This window comes from Haloleucobacter ellipsoideus, from assembly GCF_052491725.1.
In genome coordinates, this window is sequence record NZ_JBQWAR010000014.1 from 14,743 (window position 1) to 32,666 (window position 17,924).

16 protein-coding genes are annotated in these 17,924 nt (G+C 63.8%); 9 read left to right on the forward strand and 7 right to left on the reverse strand.

The window, feature by feature from the left end; genetic code table 11:
* Positions 1 to 6: 6 nt before the first annotated feature.
* On the reverse strand, positions 7 to 828 hold the full coding sequence (locus ACT6QG_RS02735; protein ID WP_444976066.1) for an ABC transporter permease: 822 nt from the start codon (positions 826 to 828) through the stop codon (positions 7 to 9).
* A gap of 11 nt (positions 829 to 839) precedes the next feature.
* A complete protein-coding gene (locus tag ACT6QG_RS02740; protein ID WP_444976067.1) occupies positions 840 to 1,808 on the reverse strand; it encodes an ABC transporter substrate-binding protein in 969 nt (322 codons plus the stop codon).
* A 322-nt stretch (positions 1,809 to 2,130) separates the two neighbouring features.
* On the opposite strand from ACT6QG_RS02740, the gene hemH reads away from it, so the two are divergent.
* Positions 2,131 to 3,249 carry a ferrochelatase gene (hemH, locus tag ACT6QG_RS02745; protein ID WP_444976224.1) on the forward strand — a complete coding sequence of 373 codons (1,119 nt, stop codon included), beginning with the start codon at positions 2,131 to 2,133 and terminating at the stop codon, positions 3,247 to 3,249.
* A 120-nt stretch (positions 3,250 to 3,369) separates the two neighbouring features.
* On the opposite strand, the gene ACT6QG_RS02750 is transcribed toward hemH, so the two are convergent.
* The 4 genes from ACT6QG_RS02750 to ACT6QG_RS02765 form a co-directional block, all read right to left on the reverse strand.
* Positions 3,370 to 4,086, reverse strand: coding sequence for a hypothetical protein (locus tag ACT6QG_RS02750; RefSeq protein WP_444976068.1), 717 nt, complete (start codon positions 4,084 to 4,086; stop codon positions 3,370 to 3,372).
* Between the two features lie 227 nt (positions 4,087 to 4,313).
* Positions 4,314 to 4,877 carry an HdeD family acid-resistance protein gene (locus tag ACT6QG_RS02755; protein ID WP_444976069.1) on the reverse strand — a complete coding sequence of 188 codons (564 nt, stop codon included), beginning with the start codon at positions 4,875 to 4,877 and terminating at the stop codon, positions 4,314 to 4,316.
* A gap of 268 nt (positions 4,878 to 5,145) precedes the next feature.
* The gene (locus ACT6QG_RS02760; RefSeq protein ID WP_444976070.1) at positions 5,146 to 6,216 is read right to left on the reverse strand and encodes a L,D-transpeptidase; all 1,071 of its coding nucleotides are present in this window, start codon (positions 6,214 to 6,216) and stop codon (positions 5,146 to 5,148) included.
* A gap of 238 nt (positions 6,217 to 6,454) precedes the next feature.
* On the reverse strand, positions 6,455 to 7,393 hold the full coding sequence (locus tag ACT6QG_RS02765; protein WP_444976071.1) for a hydrogen peroxide-inducible genes activator: 939 nt from the start codon (positions 7,391 to 7,393) through the stop codon (positions 6,455 to 6,457).
* 177 nt (positions 7,394 to 7,570) lie between these two features.
* Here ACT6QG_RS02765 and ACT6QG_RS02770 point away from each other — a divergent pair, with 177 nt between their 5' ends.
* Entirely contained in the window at positions 7,571 to 9,019 is a 1,449-nt protein-coding gene (locus tag ACT6QG_RS02770) for a catalase (RefSeq protein ID WP_444976072.1), read from the forward strand.
* Between the two features lie 207 nt (positions 9,020 to 9,226).
* Here ACT6QG_RS02770 and aqpZ read toward each other — a convergent pair whose 3' ends face one another.
* Complete coding sequence (aqpZ, locus tag ACT6QG_RS02775; RefSeq protein ID WP_444976073.1) at positions 9,227 to 9,916, reverse strand: aquaporin Z; 690 nt, start codon at positions 9,914 to 9,916, stop codon at positions 9,227 to 9,229.
* A gap of 381 nt (positions 9,917 to 10,297) precedes the next feature.
* Here aqpZ and miaB point away from each other — a divergent pair, with 381 nt between their 5' ends.
* The 7 genes from miaB to metK all read left to right on the forward strand — a co-directional run bounded on the left by miaB (position 10,298) and on the right by metK (position 17,828).
* Complete coding sequence (miaB, locus tag ACT6QG_RS02780) at positions 10,298 to 11,737, forward strand: tRNA (N6-isopentenyl adenosine(37)-C2)-methylthiotransferase MiaB (protein ID WP_444976074.1); 1,440 nt, start codon at positions 10,298 to 10,300, stop codon at positions 11,735 to 11,737.
* A 71-nt stretch (positions 11,738 to 11,808) separates the two neighbouring features.
* Positions 11,809 to 12,852 (forward strand): PhoH family protein, encoded by a 1,044-nt coding sequence (locus ACT6QG_RS02785; protein WP_444976225.1) that lies wholly within the window; start codon positions 11,809 to 11,811, stop codon positions 12,850 to 12,852.
* The gene (ybeY, locus tag ACT6QG_RS02790; protein WP_444976075.1) at positions 12,839 to 13,345 is read left to right on the forward strand and encodes an rRNA maturation RNase YbeY; all 507 of its coding nucleotides are present in this window, start codon (positions 12,839 to 12,841) and stop codon (positions 13,343 to 13,345) included. The genes ACT6QG_RS02785 and ybeY overlap by 14 nt, the downstream gene beginning before the upstream one ends.
* 23 nt (positions 13,346 to 13,368) lie before the next feature.
* Positions 13,369 to 14,334, forward strand: a complete 966-nt coding sequence (locus ACT6QG_RS02795) for a hemolysin family protein (RefSeq protein WP_444976076.1) — start codon at positions 13,369 to 13,371, stop codon at positions 14,332 to 14,334.
* Between the two features lie 10 nt (positions 14,335 to 14,344).
* Positions 14,345 to 16,021, forward strand: coding sequence for an apolipoprotein N-acyltransferase (lnt, locus tag ACT6QG_RS02800; RefSeq protein ID WP_444976077.1), 1,677 nt, complete (start codon positions 14,345 to 14,347; stop codon positions 16,019 to 16,021).
* 100 nt (positions 16,022 to 16,121) lie between these two features.
* Positions 16,122 to 16,529 carry a helix-turn-helix domain-containing protein gene (locus ACT6QG_RS02805; RefSeq protein WP_444976078.1) on the forward strand — a complete coding sequence of 136 codons (408 nt, stop codon included), beginning with the start codon at positions 16,122 to 16,124 and terminating at the stop codon, positions 16,527 to 16,529.
* Between the two features lie 105 nt (positions 16,530 to 16,634).
* The gene (gene metK, locus ACT6QG_RS02810; RefSeq protein WP_444976079.1) at positions 16,635 to 17,828 is read left to right on the forward strand and encodes a methionine adenosyltransferase; all 1,194 of its coding nucleotides are present in this window, start codon (positions 16,635 to 16,637) and stop codon (positions 17,826 to 17,828) included.
* Positions 17,829 to 17,924 lie beyond the last annotated feature (96 nt).

The following is a 17,924-nucleotide window of genomic DNA, read 5'->3' on the forward strand; positions in this document are numbered from 1 at the left end:
CGTTCCTCACGATTCCAGGCCGCGATGCCAGCGCAGCAGATGATTGTTGAGGCGGCTCACCGCCATGTCGATCAGCAGGCCGAGAATGCCGATGGTGAGCATGCCGGCGATGATCTTGTCGGACCAGAAATATTCCCGGGCCTCCAGAATGCGGAAGCCGAGGCCATTATCCACCGCGATCATCTCGGCCACGATCACCACGATGAAGGCCGTGCCGATGCCGATGCGCGCGCCCGAAAGAATATAGGGCGTGGCCGCCGGCAGGATGACCCTGCGGAAGATGGTGAGGCGGCTGGCCCCGAGGCTGCGGGCGGCGCGGATATAGATGCCATCCACATGGCGCACGCCCGCAATGGTGTTCATCAGCACCGGGAAGAAGGCACCGATGGCGATGAGGAACACCGCCGGAGCATCGCCCAGCCCGAACCACAGGATGGAGAGCGGGATATAGGCAATCGGCGGAATGGGCCGCAGCACCTGCATCAGGGGATTGATATGCCGGTACACGGCATCGCTCGACCCCATGAACAGGCCCAGCGGCAGCGCCAGCCCCGCCCCCACGATGAAGCCGAACACGACCCGCTGGAGCGAGCCCAGCGCATCGTGCAGCAGCTCACCGGACAGCAGCCAGCCGATGCGGGTATGCTCGGCCGGATCAAACGCCTCCATGGGAGCCAGATAGGCCCACCAGCGTTCGAGCACCGCTGCGGGAGAGGGCAGCACCATGGGGTTCACAAGCCCGAACGAGCATGCAAGCTGCCACAGCACCACCACGGCGACGGGGACGGCGAGGCCCTCCGCCACGGATTTCAGGCGGATGTTCTTCATCGCTCAAACCCTCAGTTGAGACCGGCGTCGGCCTTGGCCTGATCCAGCAGGTCGGTCTTCACCCACTCATCGGCCTTGGCCGGAACGGACATCTTGCCGATGCCGTATTTTTCCATCACGTCCGTGGTCTTCTGGATGTGGTCGGCGCTCATCTCGATGGTGTAGGGCGAGTTGGCGAGCGCGTCGCGGAACTCTTCCGGCGTCAGCTGGCCCTTGAACACATCCTGCGTGACAAACTTTTCCGCAACTTCCGGGTTCTTGATGAAGGTATCCTGCGCCTTCACGAAGCAGGCCATGAACTTCTTCGCGGCCTCGGGCTGTTCCTTGTAGAACTTCTCCGTCATCACCATGGTGCGGATGGGCGAGCCGACCGGCGTGTCATAGGGCTTGATGACCTCCACCCCGAACCCGCGCGCCAGCGCCTGTGCGGACTGGGGTTCAGTCTGCATGATGGCATCCACCTGCTTCTGCATCAGCGCCTGGTTCAGGTCCGGATACCCCAGATAGACGATCCGCAGATCCTTCGGCGTCAGGTTGTTCTTGCCCATCTCGGCGGCCAGCAGCACTTCCTGGATGGAGCCGCGGGTCACGCCCACCTTCTTGCCCTTCAGGTCGGCCACAGAGGTGATACCCGAATCGGGCGTGGCCAGAAGCCGCGCGCCGCCACGGGCAAAGCCGCCCACGATATAAATGGGCGCTCCATTGCCCTTGCCGGAAATCGCCGCCTCGGAGGCGGTGGCGCCCACATCCAGCTCACCCGCCAGAATGGCCTGAAGCACGTCCGGCCCCTTGGCGAAGATCTTCAGATCCACCTTGATGCCGCACTCTTTCTCGATCTCCTTGATGTAGGAGACGCCGGCAAAATGGGCGAGCTTGAGATTCCCGACGCGGATCACATCCTGCGCATGGGCCGGAAGGGCTGCCAGCCCGGTGGCGGCGGCAGCAACGATGATGGCGGCGGCACGGAATGTCTTGAACACGGCCTCTCTCCCTTTTCGTCCCGGCTCTTTGGGCCGGCGTCTGAAATGACGACAAGGGCTTTGCACATCTCATGCCAGATACCTGAGAGGGCGGGAAACTCCATCAATGAATTGATATTCCGCCACTGGAACCCGCCTTCCCCGGGCATGGCGGCACCCGGAAATGGCGGAAAACCGCCGGATACGGATTTCGCGCGGCGGTTTTCCGCCATCTCTGCCGGGCCGCGCCCCTCCGCCACAAGGCCAATGCGCGGCACGCCGCACAGTTGCGAGGAGGGTGCTCCTGCCGGGAATCGCGCGATTTCGTCACGCATCTGCCCATCTGCGCCAGCGCCAAGAATGCGCTATGCTGCGCAGCATGAGCACGCCCCAGCCCCCCACCTCCCCTCCGCCTGCCTCATCCCGCGCCGCAAAAGGCATATGGGGCGACAGCACCACGCGAATCGGCGTCCTGCTGGTCAATCTCGGCACCCCCGATGCGACCGATTACTGGTCCATGCGCCGCTATCTGAAGGAGTTCCTCTCCGACAGGCGGGTGATCGAGACCAACCGCGTGCTGTGGTGGTTCATTCTCAATGCCATCATCCTCACCGTGCGGCCCGGCCCGAAGGGGCGCGATTATGAGAGCATCTGGAACAAGGAACGCAATGAAGGGCCATTGCTGACCATCACCCGCGCGCAGGCTGAAAAGCTCAGCCCCCGCATGGCCGGGCTGGACCCGCGCATCCGGGTGGATTTCGCCATGCGCTATGGCAATCCTTCCATCGCCTCGCGCATCAAGGCGCTGGAAGCGGAGGGATGCGCCCGCATTCTGGTGGTGCCGCTCTATCCGCAATATGCCGCGGCCACGACAGCCACTGTGGGTGATGCCGTCTTTGATGCGCTCAAGACCATGCGCCGCCAGCCCGCCATCCGCATCGCCCCGCCATGGCAGGATCATCCCGTCTATATCGAGGCGCTGGCGCAGGAGCTGGAACATCATCTGGCCGCTCTGGATTTCGAGCCGGAGGTGATTCTCGCCTCCTTCCACGGCATCCCCAAATCCTATGTCGACAGGGGCGATCCCTATCCCGAGCATTGCCGCCAGACCATGGAGCTTCTGCGGGCCCGCATGGGCATGGATGAGCAGCGCCTGCGGCTCACCTTCCAGTCCCGCTTCGGCAAGGAGGAGTGGCTCACCCCCTATACGGACGAAACCGTGAAGGCGCTGGGCGACAGCGGCGTGAAACGTCTGGCTGTGCTCACCCCCGGCTTCGTGGCCGATTGTCTGGAAACGCTGGAGGAGATTGGCGGGGAGAACCGCGAATATTTCCTGGAGCATGGCGGGGAGCAGTTCGCCGCCATTCCCTGCCTCAATGATACACCCGCCGGCATGGATGTGCTGGAGGCGGTGGTGCGGCAGGAACTTGCCGGCTGGGTCCACACAACGCGACAGGGCTGAACGCCCCATGAAAACCCCCGCAGCCTCGGAACAGGCTGCGGGGTTCTTGTTTTTTCACATCTGAAACCGCCCTGAAGCGGTTCACGGGGCCAAGCCGGATTGGCCGGGCCAGGAGCTGGATCACATGGGCGCGGCAGCCGGGGCCGGCTGTTCCACCGCCGCTGCCGGAGCGCTCGCCCGGGCCTCTGGCGCTTCCGCCGGCGGCTTGGGCCGGGCAACGGTGCGGGGAGCCGGACGGGGCTTGGGTCGCCTGGGCGCCGTGATCGCCCGCACCCGGTTGATCACCTCGGCATGAAGCTGGGGCGACTTCTCGATGCTGAAGTGACCGATGCTCGTATCCGCGGCCAGATCACGATTGCTGAGCGAGCCACGGAAGCCCTTTTCCCGGGTCAGGCGCTTGCCATAGCCATTGTTCGACTGGAAATAGTTGATGAACTGTCCGCGGGCCGGGCCCACGGAGGTCACGCCCACAGGATCGAAGGTCACCACCAGACGGGGCGGCGTGCCAAGAGCGGTCAGCCGCTCGGCCATCTGGATGGCGGCATCCGCCCCCAGTGAATGGCCGACAATCATGATCGGCGCATTGCGGTTGCGGCGGCTTTCCTGAAAGGCTTGCTCGGTGACGGACGGCCAGGAGCCATGGCCATAGACCGTGGCATCAATCCCGCGCTCCTGAAGCTTCTTGGCCAGATCATCCATGCCGAGCGAAAACACGCCGCCAAGGCCACGGAAGAGATAGACATGTCCCTTGCTGGCCTGTGCCGCCGCCGGCTGGGCCATGACAATCAGGACCAGCGCTGCGAACAGCGCCACAGTGACACGAAGGGCAGACATCATGAGAACACCGCGTTTATCCATGCGGTGAGTTCTGCCGCCATTTTGCATGACGGGCAACTCACCCGGATGACATGACAGGGCGAAAGACGCCGCTAAAGCCGGATTTTTCAGGGTTTCGTGGCTTGGGGGCATCATGCACATGGAAAAAGGGCCGGCAGGGTTTCCACCCCGGCCGGCCCTTCCTGTTCCAGCTTCACCCGTCCAGATCCCTTCCCCGAATGGGGGAATCAGCGCTGATTCTCGCGCAGGGACAGGCCGAAGAAGAAGGTGCTGACACCGGCGAACACCAGATCCACGCCCAGGAAAATGCCAAGGACATAAACCGAATCCACCGGCCAGCGGGCAATGATCATGCACCCCAGCGCAAGGGTGATGAGGCCCGACAAAAACACCCAGCCCCAGCCGGAGCCCCCGCGCGAGGCAAAGGCGGCGAAGATGCGGAAAACGCCTTCAACGGCAAGGGCGGCGCCAATGAAGATGGTGATGATCGTCGCGCCCATCAGCGGCTGATAGAGGATCAGGCCACCGGCGATGATATAGAGCACGCCGCACAGCAGCCAGAACAGGAAGCTGCTCCAGCCCTGAACGCGGAAGGCATGGATGACCTGCGCCGCGCCGGCCACAAGAATGAATGCGCCGACATAAAGCGCAGTGGCAATCGACGAGATCAGCACATGGCCGAGCGCGAAGAAACCCAACAGAACAAACACAATACCCAGCGCGACAAACCAGCCCCATTTGGCGCGCACATTCTGTAGTTTGTCCTGGGCGAAATTGCTTGGCATGGTCATGGATACCATCTCCAGTCATGTGAGGGCCGGTCGGTTTCGGAGCCGAACCTGCCAGTTCCAGTATGATCGGTACTCCGGCTGCACCGCAGAAGGAAGAGATCATATGGACGACCGGCCAGAATCTGGCCTTCCGCCCGGCAGATAGCCGTCCCTTTGCTGAAAACCCGTCATCAGCCGGTCCTGAACAAGCCTTCCGGCCCAGGACAGAAAAGCGGAAAGGCGCGCCACATGGGCGCGCCTTTCAAAATATCCGGTCTGCGCACAATGCTCAGCGCTGTGCGACAGGAATGGAGCCGGTTGTTGCCGGTGCATCGATGGAAGAGGTCTGCGTATTCTTCGGAACAGGCAGAATCACGACCTTCGCGCCCACCTTCACCCGCTCATACAGATCTTCGGCATCATTGTTCAGCATGCGGATGCAGCCGGAAGACACGAACTTGCCAATGGTCTGCGGCTCGTTGGTGCCATGAATGCGGTAGATGGTGCTGCCGAGATAGAGCGCGCGCGCGCCCATCGGGTTGCCCGGGCCACCGGCCATGAAGCGCGGCAGATAGGGCTGGCGGGCGATCATGTCGTTCGGCGGACGCCAGTCGGGCCATTCCGCCTTGCGGGACACCTTCTCGACGCCATTCCAGGTGAAGCCTTCACGGCCCACCCCGATGCCGTAGCGCACGGCGCGACCGTTACCCAGCACATAATAGAGATAGGTATTGGGCGTATCGACAATGAGGGTGCCGGCCGGGTGGGAGGTGACATAATCAACCTCCTGACGGCGGAAGCGCTCGTCAACCGGCGAGGACGGATCGACGGACTCGATGCGCGGACCGGAAGGCGCCTGATCCGTTCCGGGAACGATCGCGGCATCGGTGGCATAGACCCCGGCGGGCGGCGCGGCATAGGACTGGGTCGCGGAGGCCTGCGGCTGGCCATAGGCCGCCTGCTGCTGCTGCGCCTCATAGGGCTGGTCATAGTGCTGGCCATACATGCGCTGCACATCATCATAGGCAGGCGTCTGCCCATTGGCGGCCTGCGGCTGATAAGCATCGCCGGACTGCGGATAGGTAACCTGTTGCTGGTAGCCCTGCGGCTGGGCCTGCCCGCCTGCCATGCCCTGATAGTCCGGGGCCTGCTGATAGCCGTCTGGCGGCGGCAGCTCCGAACTCTGGAGGCCCGCATCATACCCGCCCTGCTGCCCACCGGCCCCCTGATTGCCATAGGGGTCGATATAGCCAGGCGGTACAGTGCCATAGCCGGAAGTGTTGGCGCCCTGCGCAAAGGCAGGCGCGGAAAGAAGTGAAGCCCCGAAGGCAGCAAGAAGGAAAGGTTGGCGCAACATCATGCTCTTGGTGTTAGCCCTGAAACGTGTCGAAATTGGAAACACCGACAGAAAGATTTGTCACTTCCGCCCGATTGCGGATCGCTTCCCCCTCCCGTCCATCCGGCCAGCCCCCATTGTGCAGCACGCAGGCCTTGCAGCACAAGGCTTTTCGCCCTGTCGCAACCCCCTTCTGGAGCAGGGTTGCACTTGCGCATGGCACATATGCAAGTGCGCACTCACCGGCCGTTTTCCGGGTCTGTCATGGCCGCGGGGGTGCAACCTCCATTCTGCCGGCGCCCGGAAGGTTTTCCGGCGCACAGCTGCGCACCAGGTCGACCATCAGCCGCACATCCTCGACAAAAGGCAGGGTGCGCCGCCACACCAGACCGATTTCCCGGCTGGGCGCGGGCGCGCGGAAGGGCAGAAGATGCAGGCGCTGCGCCACATTGGGCTCGGCCTCCACAAACAGGCCCGGCAGCAGGGTACTGCCCTGCCCGCTCGCCACCATCTCCACCAGCGTGGCCAGGCTGGAGGCGCCGAAGCGCCGCAACTGCCGGGCATCGACCCGCTGACAGAGCTGGATCGCCTGATCGCGCAGGCAATGCCCGTCCTCCAGCAGAAGAAGATCCTCCACATGCACGTCATCCGGCGTCACCGGCGCATCCGGCACTGATTCGCAATCGGGCGCGACCGCCAGAAAGAAGGGATCCTCGAACAGGGCGGCACTCTCCAGCTCGGGATGCTCGACCGGCAGGCTCATGATGACCAGATCCAGCTCGCCATCGGCCAGAGCATCCACGAGCTGCGCCGTCATGCTTTCGCGCAGGGAGACCTCCAGCCCGGGATGATTCGCCTCCAGCGCCGTGAGCAGCCGGGGCAGAAGATAGGGCGCGATGGTGGGGATGATGCCGAGCCGCAACTGGCCATCCAGCAGCCGGCCCTTGTCACGCAAGGTGCGCTCCAGATCGACCATGGCCGCCAGAACGGCCCGCGCGCGCACCGCCGCCTCCATGCCCACAGGGGTCAGACGCACCCCCTGCCTCCCGCGCTCCACCAGCTTCACCCCATGGGTGTCCTCCATTTCGCGGATCTGCATGGAGAGGGCGGGTTGTGTCACGGCGCACTCCTCCGCCGCCTTGCCGAAATGCAGGTGACGGGAGAGGGCCTCAAGATAGCGGAGCTGACGCAGAGTAAGCATGAGATAAGATTATCTGATCGACCGGGTGACGCAATCTGATTTGATATTATTCCAATGTGGGGTCATGCTCCCGACCATACCACCCCGCCTCCCGGCGGGCTTCCGCACATTTTCAGGCGAAATGAAAACCGGTTCGCAAGATGGAAATGTGACCACCCAAGCTGTTGGAGCATGAGCATGAGCCGCCCGACCCTGACCACCACCGCCGGCGCGCCGATCGCGGACAACCAGAACACCCAGACCGCCGGCCCGCGCGGCCCGGCGCTGATGCAGGATTACCAGCTGCTGGAAAAGCTGGCGCACCAGAACCGCGAGCGAATCCCTGAGCGCACGGTGCATGCCAAGGGCGTGGGCGCCCATGGCACGCTGACCATCACCGGCGACATCTCCCGCTACACCAAGGCCAAGGCGCTCCAGCCCGGCGCGAAGACGGACATGATCGCCCGCTTCTCCACCGTGGCCGGCGAGATGGGCGCGGCCGATGCCGAGCGTGACGTGCGCGGCTTTGCCCTGAAATTCTATACGCCTGAGGGCAACTGGGATCTGGTGGGCAACAACACGCCGGTCTTCTTCGTGCGTGACCCCTACAAGTTCCCGGATTTCATCCACACCCAGAAGCGCCACCCCAAGACCAATCTGCGCTCCCCCACCGCCATGTGGGATTTCTGGTCGCTCTCGCCCGAGAGCCTGCATCAGGTGACCATCCTGTTCTCGGATCGCGGCCTGCCGGTGGGCATGCGCAACATGAACGGCTATGGCTCGCACACCTACAGCTTCATCAATGAGGCGAACGAGCGTTTCTGGGTGAAGTTCCACTTCAAGACCCAGCAGGGCCACAAGCACTGGACCAATGCGGAAGCCGCGGCGGTGGTGGGCAAGACGCGTGAGTCGGCACAGGAAGACCTGTTCAACGCCATCGAGCGCGGGGATTATCCGCGCTGGCTGATGCAGGTGCAGATCATGCCCGAGGCGGATGCGGACAAGACCCCCTACAATCCCTTCGACCTCACCAAGGTATGGCCGCATGGCGATTATCCGGTGATCGATGTCGGCATTCTGGAGCTGAACCGGAACCCGGAGAACTATTTCGCCGAGATCGAGCAGGCCGCCTTCTCGCCCTCCAACAAGGTGCCCGGCATCGACTTCTCGCCGGACAAGATGCTGCAGGCGCGCGTCTTCTCCTATGCGGATGCCCATCGCTACCGCCTCGGCACCCACTATGAGCACCTGCCGGTGAACGCCCCCAAGTGCCCGGTGCATCACTACCACAAGGACGGGTCGATGCGCTTCTTCGGCCAGCAGACCGGCAATGTGGATGCCTATTATGAGCCGAACTCCTTCGGCGGCGCGGTGGAGGATCCCTCCTATCGCGAGCCCGCGCTGAAGATTTCGGGCGATGCCGACCGCTTCAACCATCGCGATGGCAATGAGGACTTCAGCCAGCCGCGGGCCCTGTTCGAGCTGTTCGACGCGGACCAGCGCGCGCGCCTGTTCTCCAATCTGGCGGAAGCGATGAACGGCATTCCCGAGGAGATCGCCGAGCGCCAGATCGCCCTTTTCACGCAGGTCCATCCCGAATATGGGGCGGGTGTGCGGGCGGCGCGGGCCAGGCTGGCCGCCGGCTGACCTTTCGTCCGCCGCGTTCAGGGCTCCTGCCGGCCCACTGGTTTTGCTTCAGGCCGGCACCGGAGGCGGGAGTGCGGGGATCCCGCTGGCACAGCGACGAACTGGGGGGCTGTTCCCGCCCGTGCCACCCACCCGAATCAAAAAGGCGCGTCCTGCGAGGGACGCGCCTTTCCTGTTTCTCCACACATTGCCCCGCGGGGCGGTGGATCAGTCTTCCAGCAGCTTGGCGCGGAACAGGAAGCCGGCGATCGCCGCGCCCACCAGCGGGACGACGATGAAAAGCCAGAGCTGGGCAATCGCCTGGCCACCCACGAACAGGGCCGGGCCGATGGAGCGGGCCGGGTTCACGGAAACACCGGTCACCGGAATGAAGACGATATGGATCATCGCCAGGGACAGGCCAATGGCGAGACCGGCAGCCTGGGTGATGCCCGCCTTGGAGGTGGAGCCGAGGATCACGATCAGGAACACGAAGGTGCCAACCAGTTCCGCCACAAGAGCGGCACCAAGGCCAAAGCCGCCGCCATAATTCTCGCCCCAGCCATTCTGGCCGAGGCCGGCCGTGGCCGCATCGAACCCGGACAGCTTGCCGGAGGCGATGAAATAAAGGATCGCCGCACCGGCGATGCCACCGAGAATCTGCGAAACCCAGTACAGCGGCACTTCCGCCAGTGGCGTGCGCCCGGCAGCCCAGGAGCCGATGGTCACGGCCGGATTGATGTGGCAGCCCGAAACATGGCCGATGGCATAGGCCATGGACACCACCGCAAGACCAAAGGCGAGCGCGATCGCCAGCATGCCAATCGGCGCGGAGCCATAGCCGGTGAGGACTGCGGAGCCGCAACCAAACAGCACCAGAACGGCCGTACCGATGAATTCGGCAAAATACTTCTTCATGAAACCTCCATGCCGTCGGCGCTCCATCCGGCGCGTGACGGCGATACCCGCATGCGCAATGCCCCGCAGGGCCGGTGACATGCCGGTGCGATCCTGAAAGGATGACGCATGATCCAAAGCCCCCGGCACGCCGGCGACCGGCGCGGTCTGTAGGCCCTCGGCGCCCTGTTAATCAAGGATTAATCCTTTTGCCGCCTCAAAGCTGGCATAAACTGGTGCATGAGCTGCGCCCAACCACCGGCATTCCACCCCTGCACACCTGTTTCCAAAGCCTGGCAAAGACATTAGGATCAGGACATCTTGAAACAGGAGGGGCAGAACATCCGGCGTCACCTGAACGTCGTGTCCGTATGAGACATGTGACCCCGGTATAAAGATGCGATGATGCAAGAGCCCCAGACAGAGCCCAGACAGAACATTTCGTCCCCTTCCCAGCAGCCTGCGCCGCGCAAGCTGTATGTGAAATCCTTCGGCTGCCAGATGAATGTCTATGATTCCCAGCGCATGGCGGACACGCTGGCGAAGGAAGGCTTCATCGAGACGCAGGACCCGGCCGACGCGGATCTCGTCATTCTCAACACCTGCCATATCCGCGAGAAGGCCGCCGAAAAGGTCTATTCGGAGCTTGGACGCCTGCGCAAATCCAAGCAGGAGCAGGGGTCCGACACCATGATCGCGGTCGCCGGCTGCGTGGCGCAGGCGGAAGGTGCGGAAATCATGCGTCGCGCCCCGGTGGTGGATCTTGTGGTCGGCCCGCAGAGCTATCACCGCCTGCCCGAACTGCTGCGCCAGGCCCGCGCCGGCGAACGGGTGGTGGACACGGAATTTCCCACCGAAGACAAGTTCGACCACCTGCCCGCCCCCAGCGCCCGGGCCACCCGCAAGCGCGGCCCGGCCGCGTTCGTGACCGTCCAGGAAGGCTGCGACAAGTTCTGCACCTTCTGCGTGGTGCCCTATACGCGCGGGGCCGAGGTCTCCCGCGATGTGGCCAAGATCCTCTCGGAAACCCGCCAGCTTCTGGCGCAGGGCGTGCGCGAGATCACCCTCATCGGCCAGAATGTGAACGGCTTCCATGGTCTGGGGCCGGATGGAAAGGTCTGGGGCCTTGCCCGCATGCTGGAGGCACTGGCGGAGCTGGATGGGCTGGAGCGCCTGCGCTACACCACCTCCCACCCGCGTGACATGGATGATGACCTCATCCGCGCCCATCGCGACCTGCCTCAGCTCATGCCCTATCTGCATCTGCCGGTGCAGTCCGGTTCCGACCGCATTCTCAGGGCGATGAACCGCAAGCACGGGCGCGAGATGTTCTTCGACATCATCGCCCGCATGCGCGAGGCCCGGCCCGATATTGCCCTCTCCTCGGACTTCATCGTCGGCTTCCCCGGTGAAACCGATGCCGATTTCGAGGATACGATGGATCTCGTGCGGCGCATCGGCTTTGCCAGCGCCTATTCCTTCAAATACAGCCCGCGCCCCGGCACCCCGGCCGCCGAGCATGACCAGCAGGTACCGGAAGAGGTGAAGACCGCGCGTCTGGCGGAACTGCAAAAGGCGCTGGAGGCCTCCAAGGCCGCCTTTGACGCCTCCTGCCGGGGCCGCACCTTCGATATTCTGCTGGAGAAGCCGGGCCGCCAGAGTGGCCAGCTCATCGGCCGCTCCCCCTATCTGCAAAGCGTGGTGGTGAATGATCCGCCCGCCGGCATTGGCGAACTGCTCACGGTGACCATCACCGATGTGGGGCCCAACAGTCTGGCCGGGCGCGCGGTTGCCGCCGCCGAGCCCATCCGCCTATATCAGCCCGCCCGCATGGAGGCCTGAGCTTGCGCAAACCCGGCAGCGATCGTGACCGTCCCCCGCCTGTCCCGTCCGGGGCTGCTTCTTCTGGCGCGATGGCGGATGCGGCCACGCGCGCCCCATGGGCCGGCACCGAAGCCGGCGCCATGCAGATCGAACATGTGTTCGAGGACAATGAGCGTGTCTCGCAGCTTTTCGGCCTCTATGGGCGCAATCTGGCGCGGATCGAGAAGAAGCTCGGCGTCAAGGCGGATTCGCGCGGCAACCATGTGACGATAGAAGGCCAGCGCCGGGCCTGCGAGCAGGCGCTGGACGTGCTCAACCGCCTGTACGAGGCCCTCGAAAAGGGGGGCGAGCTTTCGCAGGGTGATGTCGATGGCATGATTCGCGAAGTGACCTCGCAGGGGGAGCTGTTCGAGTTCGACCCCGCGGTCCAGCGCCGGAATTTCGCCGAGATCCAGTTGCGCCGTCGCGCCGTGCGCGCCCGCACCGCGGCGCAGGATGCCTATGTGCGCGCCCTCAAGCACTACACCATGGTGTTCGGCATGGGCCCGGCGGGCACCGGCAAGACCTGGCTTGCCGTGGCCTATGCCGTGCACCTGCTGGAACGGCGCATGGTGGACCGCATCATCCTCACCCGTCCGGCGGTGGAGGCGGGCGAACGGCTCGGCTTCCTGCCCGGCGACATGAAGGACAAGGTGGACCCCTATCTGCGCCCCATCTATGACGCGCTCTATGACCTGATGGACCGCGCATTCGTCGAGCGGGCCTTTCAGGGCGGGGAGATCGAGATTGCCCCGCTGGCCTTCATGCGCGGGCGCACGCTTTCAAACGCCGTGGTCATTCTGGACGAGGCGCAGAACGCCACCTCCATGCAGATGAAGATGTTCCTCACCCGTCTGGGCGAGAACTCCCACATGATCATCACCGGCGATCCCAGCCAGACCGACCTTCCCGGTGCGCAGAAATCCGGACTTGCCGAGGCGGTGAATCTGCTGGAAGGGGTGGAGGGCATCCATATCAGCCGCTTCCGCGCGGAGGATGTGGTGCGCCACGAACTGGTGGGGCGCATCGTCGCCGCCTATGATCGGTTGGATGCAGAGCGCATTGCGGCAGAGCGAAAACATGAGCGCACCTGAAATCGAGATCGACACCCTTGTCGAGGCCGGCGACTGGTCACGCATTCCCGAAGCCGCCACCCTTGCCGGGCGCGCGGCCCTTGCCGCGCTGGAGGCGGCCGATGCCGATATTCCCCGGCGGGCCGAAATCGCCATCACCTTCACCGACAATGCCCATATCCGCACGCTGAACCGGCAGTGGCGCGAAATGGACAAGCCGACCAATGTCCTGTCCTTCCCCGCCGCCGACCTGCCCGAGGCCGCGCTCGCGCAAGGCATCGCGCAGCCGCTGGGCGATATCATCATCGCGCTGGAAACGCTGGAGGCGGAGGCCCGCGCCGAGGACAAGAAGGTGGAGCACCATCTCACCCATCTGGTGGTGCATGGCACGCTGCATCTTCTGGGTTACGATCACATCGAAAACGACGAAGCAGAAGAAATGGAGGGGCTGGAGCGCCAGATCCTCGACGGGCTGGGGATCGACGATCCCTACACCCTGCCGCTGGATGACTGAACCGCAAGGCCAAGAAGGAGACCATGTCCAACAACGACCAGACGGGCGAAAGCGGCTCAACGGAGCCCCAGAGTTTTCTGGACCGGGTGCGTGCCCTGCTCGGCACATTCCGTCCTTCCGGCTCGCTGCGCAGCGACCTTGTGGAGGTGCTGGAGGCTGCCGGCACATCGGGCGAGGAAAGCGAGTTCACCCCTTCCGAACGCAAGATGCTCAGCAGCATCCTGCATCTGAAGGATGTCGGCATCGGCGACATCATGGTGCCGCGGGCCGAGATCATCGCTGTCAGCAAGGAAACCTCCCTGGGCGAACTGCTCAAGGTGTTCGTTTCCGCCGGCCACTCCCGTCTCGTCGTCTATGATGACACGCTGGATGATCCGGTCGGGATGATTCACATCCGCGATCTGGTGGCTTTCATGACCGGCAATGCCGCGATCTCGGCCGATGGCACCAAGCTGGATCTGGGCACGGTGGATCTGGGCATCTCCATCGAACAGGCCGCACTGGTGCGCCGTCTCCTTTATGTGCCCCCGTCCATGCCGGCGGTGGATCTGCTGGTCTCGATGCAGGCGGCGCGCACCCATCTCGCCCTCGTCATCGATGAATATGGCGGCACCGATGGTCTCGTCTCCATCGAGGATGTGGTGGAGGAAATCGTCGGCGAGATCGAGGACGAGCATGACAATTCCGCCGATGACCTGATCGCCCGCCAGCCGGATGGATCATGGATCGCCGATGCCCGCACCCCGATCGACACCGTGACCGAACTGCTCGGCTCGGATTTTGTCTCCGAGGCGGCGGCCGAGGAGGTGGACAGCCTGGGAGGGCTCGCCGTGCTGGAGGCGGCGCGCGTGCCGCAGGCCGGAGAGGTGATCGCCCTGCCCGGCCACTATCAGCTTGAAGTGCTGGAGGCCGATCCGCGCCGGGTGCGCAAGCTGCGCCTTATTCCCCCATCCCTGCCCGGCACTCCCGGCATGGATGAATCCGCCTGACGGAGGCTGCGTGACCACATCCGTCTCGCACCCCGGCGGGCCGGAGCCGGTTGCCCCTCTCCATCGCGGCCGGGCACCGGGCCTTGCGGCCCGGATGCGGGCCCTTGGGGCGCGGCCGGGATGGCGGCGCCTGCTGGCCGCCATGGTCGCGGGGGCGCTGGCAGCGGCGGCCATGCCGCCCTTCGGCCTGTGGCCCGTGCTGGCGCTCAGCTTTCCGGCCCTCATCCTGCTGCTGGATGGCGCATGCGCACAAGGTGCCCTGCCCTCCCGGCTCAGGGCCGCAGCCGCCATAGGCTGGGGATATGGCTTCGGTTATTTTCTCGCCTCCCTCTGGTGGATCGGCTCGGCATTTCTGGTGGATGCAGCGGCCTTTGGCTGGCTGCTGCCCTTTGCCGTGGTGGCCATGCCGGCCGGGCTGGCACTTTTCACCGCCTGCGGCGGCGCGCTGGCAGCCCTGCTGTGGTCTGCCAGCTGGCAACGCCTCTTCGCCTTCACCTTCGCCTTCACCCTGCTGGAACTGGTGCGCGGAACGGTGCTGACCGGTTTTCCGTGGAACAGTTTCGGCTATGCCTTCGCCCAGTCCGGCCTGCTGATGCAAGGCGCGGCCCTTCTTGGTGTGCATGGGCTGAGTTTTCTGGCGCTGCTGGTATTCTCCACCCCGGTTCTGCTGCTGGACGGGGAACGCGGCCTCATCCGCTGGGGCGGGCCGGTTCTGGCGCTGCTCCTTCTGGCCACGGCGGCGGGCTGGGGGGCGTTCCGTCTTCAGGCCACGCCGACGCATTTCGTGCCCGGCGTGCATCTGCGCCTGATGCAGCCGGCCCTCGCGCAGGACCAGAAGTTCAATTATGGCCGCAGCCGCAAGATCCTGCAGGATTATCTGGCCCTCAGCACCATGCCCACCGCCACCTATCCGCAGGGGCTGGCGGATGTGAATGTGCTCATCTGGCCCGAATCCGCCTTTCCCTTCATCTATGAGCGGGAAAGCTGGGCCGCCGAGATGATTGCGCAGGACCTGCCTGAAAACGTCACTCTCGTGACCGGGGCGATCCGCTATGGAGAACCGCCCGCGGGCCAGCGCTCCCCCTATTTCAACTCCATCCGCGTGATTGATCACAAGGGGCATGTTCTGGTCAGCACGGACAAGGTGCATCTTGTGCCGTTTGGCGAGTATCTGCCGTTTCAGAACATGCTGGAAAGCCTTGGGCTGGAACAACTCACCCGTGTGCGCGGCGGGTTTTCCTCAGGCAGCGCGCTGCGTGTTCTGGATGTGCCCGGCCTGCCGCCGGTTGCCCCCCTTGTCTGTTACGAGGTCATCTTTCCCGGTACGGTTGTCCCGCAAGGACCGCGTCCGCAACTGATGCTGAACCTGACCAATGACGCCTGGTTTGGAGAAACGCCCGGCCCCTATCAGCATTTCGCCCAGGCCCGCATGCGCGCCATCGAGGAGGGGTTGCCCCTGATCCGCGCCGCGAATTCGGGGATTTCCGCAATTATCGACCCCCTGGGGCGAATTGTCGCACTCGCTCCCCTCGGCGCGCGCACTCTTGTGGATGGCCCCCTTCCAGAGGCTTTGAAAACACAACCCTTTGCTGCTGCGCATATGTACAAGATTGCAGTCGCACTTCTGCTATTCGGTCTCATTCTGTCCCGCCTTCGACTTTCGGCTCACGTTACACGCAAAAGTTGATCGACGCCCACTGATTGTATGCATATGTTCGCGGGCAATCAGGGCGGCCTTCGCGTTGCGAAGTTTTTTAAGATTCTTTTCCGACACAGCCGGAGAGACCATGACCAAGAAGGCGCCAAACCCTATCGACAAACATGTCGGATCACGCGTGCGCATGCGCCGCATGATGGTCGGCATGAGCCAGGAGAAACTCGGAGAAAGCCTCGGCATCACATTTCAACAGATCCAGAAATACGAGAAGGGTACGAATCGTATCGGCGCCAGCCGCCTGCAGCAGATTTCCATCGTGCTGGGCGTTCCTGTCGCTTTCTTCTTTGAAGGTGCCCCCATCGTCGGACCCGAGGTTGAGGGCGTCGAGGAAGCGGCCTCCCCGGCCTATGTCTCGGACTTTCTGGCAACCTCCGAGGGGCTCACCCTCACCCGCAACTTCATGCGGATTCCAGATCCGAAGGTCCGGCGCAGGATCGTCGATCTGGTCATGTCCATTGCAGGAGAGCCGGACGCCTGACGTTCGATTTGACGAACGTTTCCGCTTCCGCGATCATGCGGCATCCTCCCCACGTTGCACGAGATGACGAACCGCGACGTGGAACGGTGCAAAAAGGGTCCAGAAATGGCGCGTCAATCCTACCTGTTCACGAGTGAATCTGTCTCTGAAGGGCATCCTGACAAGGTTTGCGACCGCATCTCCGATGAAGTCGTGGATACGTTTTTCCGTACGGCGGAAGCCGAGGGATGGGACCCGAGCCAGGTTCGCGTCGCGTGTGAAACGCTCGCCACCACCAATCGTCTGGTGATTGCGGGTGAAACACGCGGCCCTTCCTCCATCACGCATGAGCTGCTGGCCCATGTGGCCCGTCTCGCCATTCGCGATATCGGCTATGAGCAGGAAGGTTTCCACTGGGAATATGCGGATATCGAGGTTCTGCTTCACTCGCAGTCCGCCGATATTGCCCAGGGCGTGGACATTGCCGGCAACAAGGATGAAGGCGCGGGCGACCAGGGCATCATGTTCGGCTATGCCGTGCGTGAGACCCCGGAGCTGATGCCTGCCCCCATCTATTATGCCCACAACATCCTCAAGACCCTTGCGGATGCGCGCCATTCCGGCGCCACCAAGGTTCTCGGCCCCGATGCCAAGAGCCAGGTGACCGTGCGCTACGAGGATGGCAAGCCGGTCGGCGTCACGCAGATCGTGCTGTCCACCCAGCATCTCGATGAGAACCTCTCGTCCCGTGACGTGCAGTCCATCGTCGAGCCCTATATCCGCAAGACCCTGCCGGAAGGCTGGATCTCGCCCGAAACGGCCTGGCACGTGAACCCCACGGGCAAGTTCGTCATTGGCGGCCCGGATGGTGACTGCGGCCTGACCGGTCGCAAGATCATTGTGGATACCTATGGTGGCGCGGCCCCCCATGGCGGTGGCGCATTCTCCGGCAAGGACCCCACAAAGGTCGACCGCTCGGCCGCCTACGCCGCCCGCTATCTGGCCAAGAACGTTGTCGCGGCCGGCCTTGCCGATCGCGCCACGATCCAGCTCGCCTATGCGATCGGCGTGTCCGATCCGCTGGCGGTCTATGTCGACCTGCACGGGACCGGACAGGTGGAAGAGGCCAAGCTGGAGAAGGTGTTGCGCGAGGTGATGAACCTGCGTCCGCGCGGCATCCGCGAACATCTCGGCCTGACCAAGCCGATCTATGCGCGCACCGCCGCCTATGGCCATTTCGGCCGGGCGCCGGATGCCGATGGCGGCTTCTCCTGGGAAAAGACCGATCTGGTGGATGCGCTGAAGAGCGCGCTGGCCTGATCGGACGGCATTCCCGGCGGGCTTGTTCCGCCATATGGAAAATGTGATGTGCTTTCGGGCCCCGTTCTGCCCCGCGGGGCCCGAAACACGTACAGG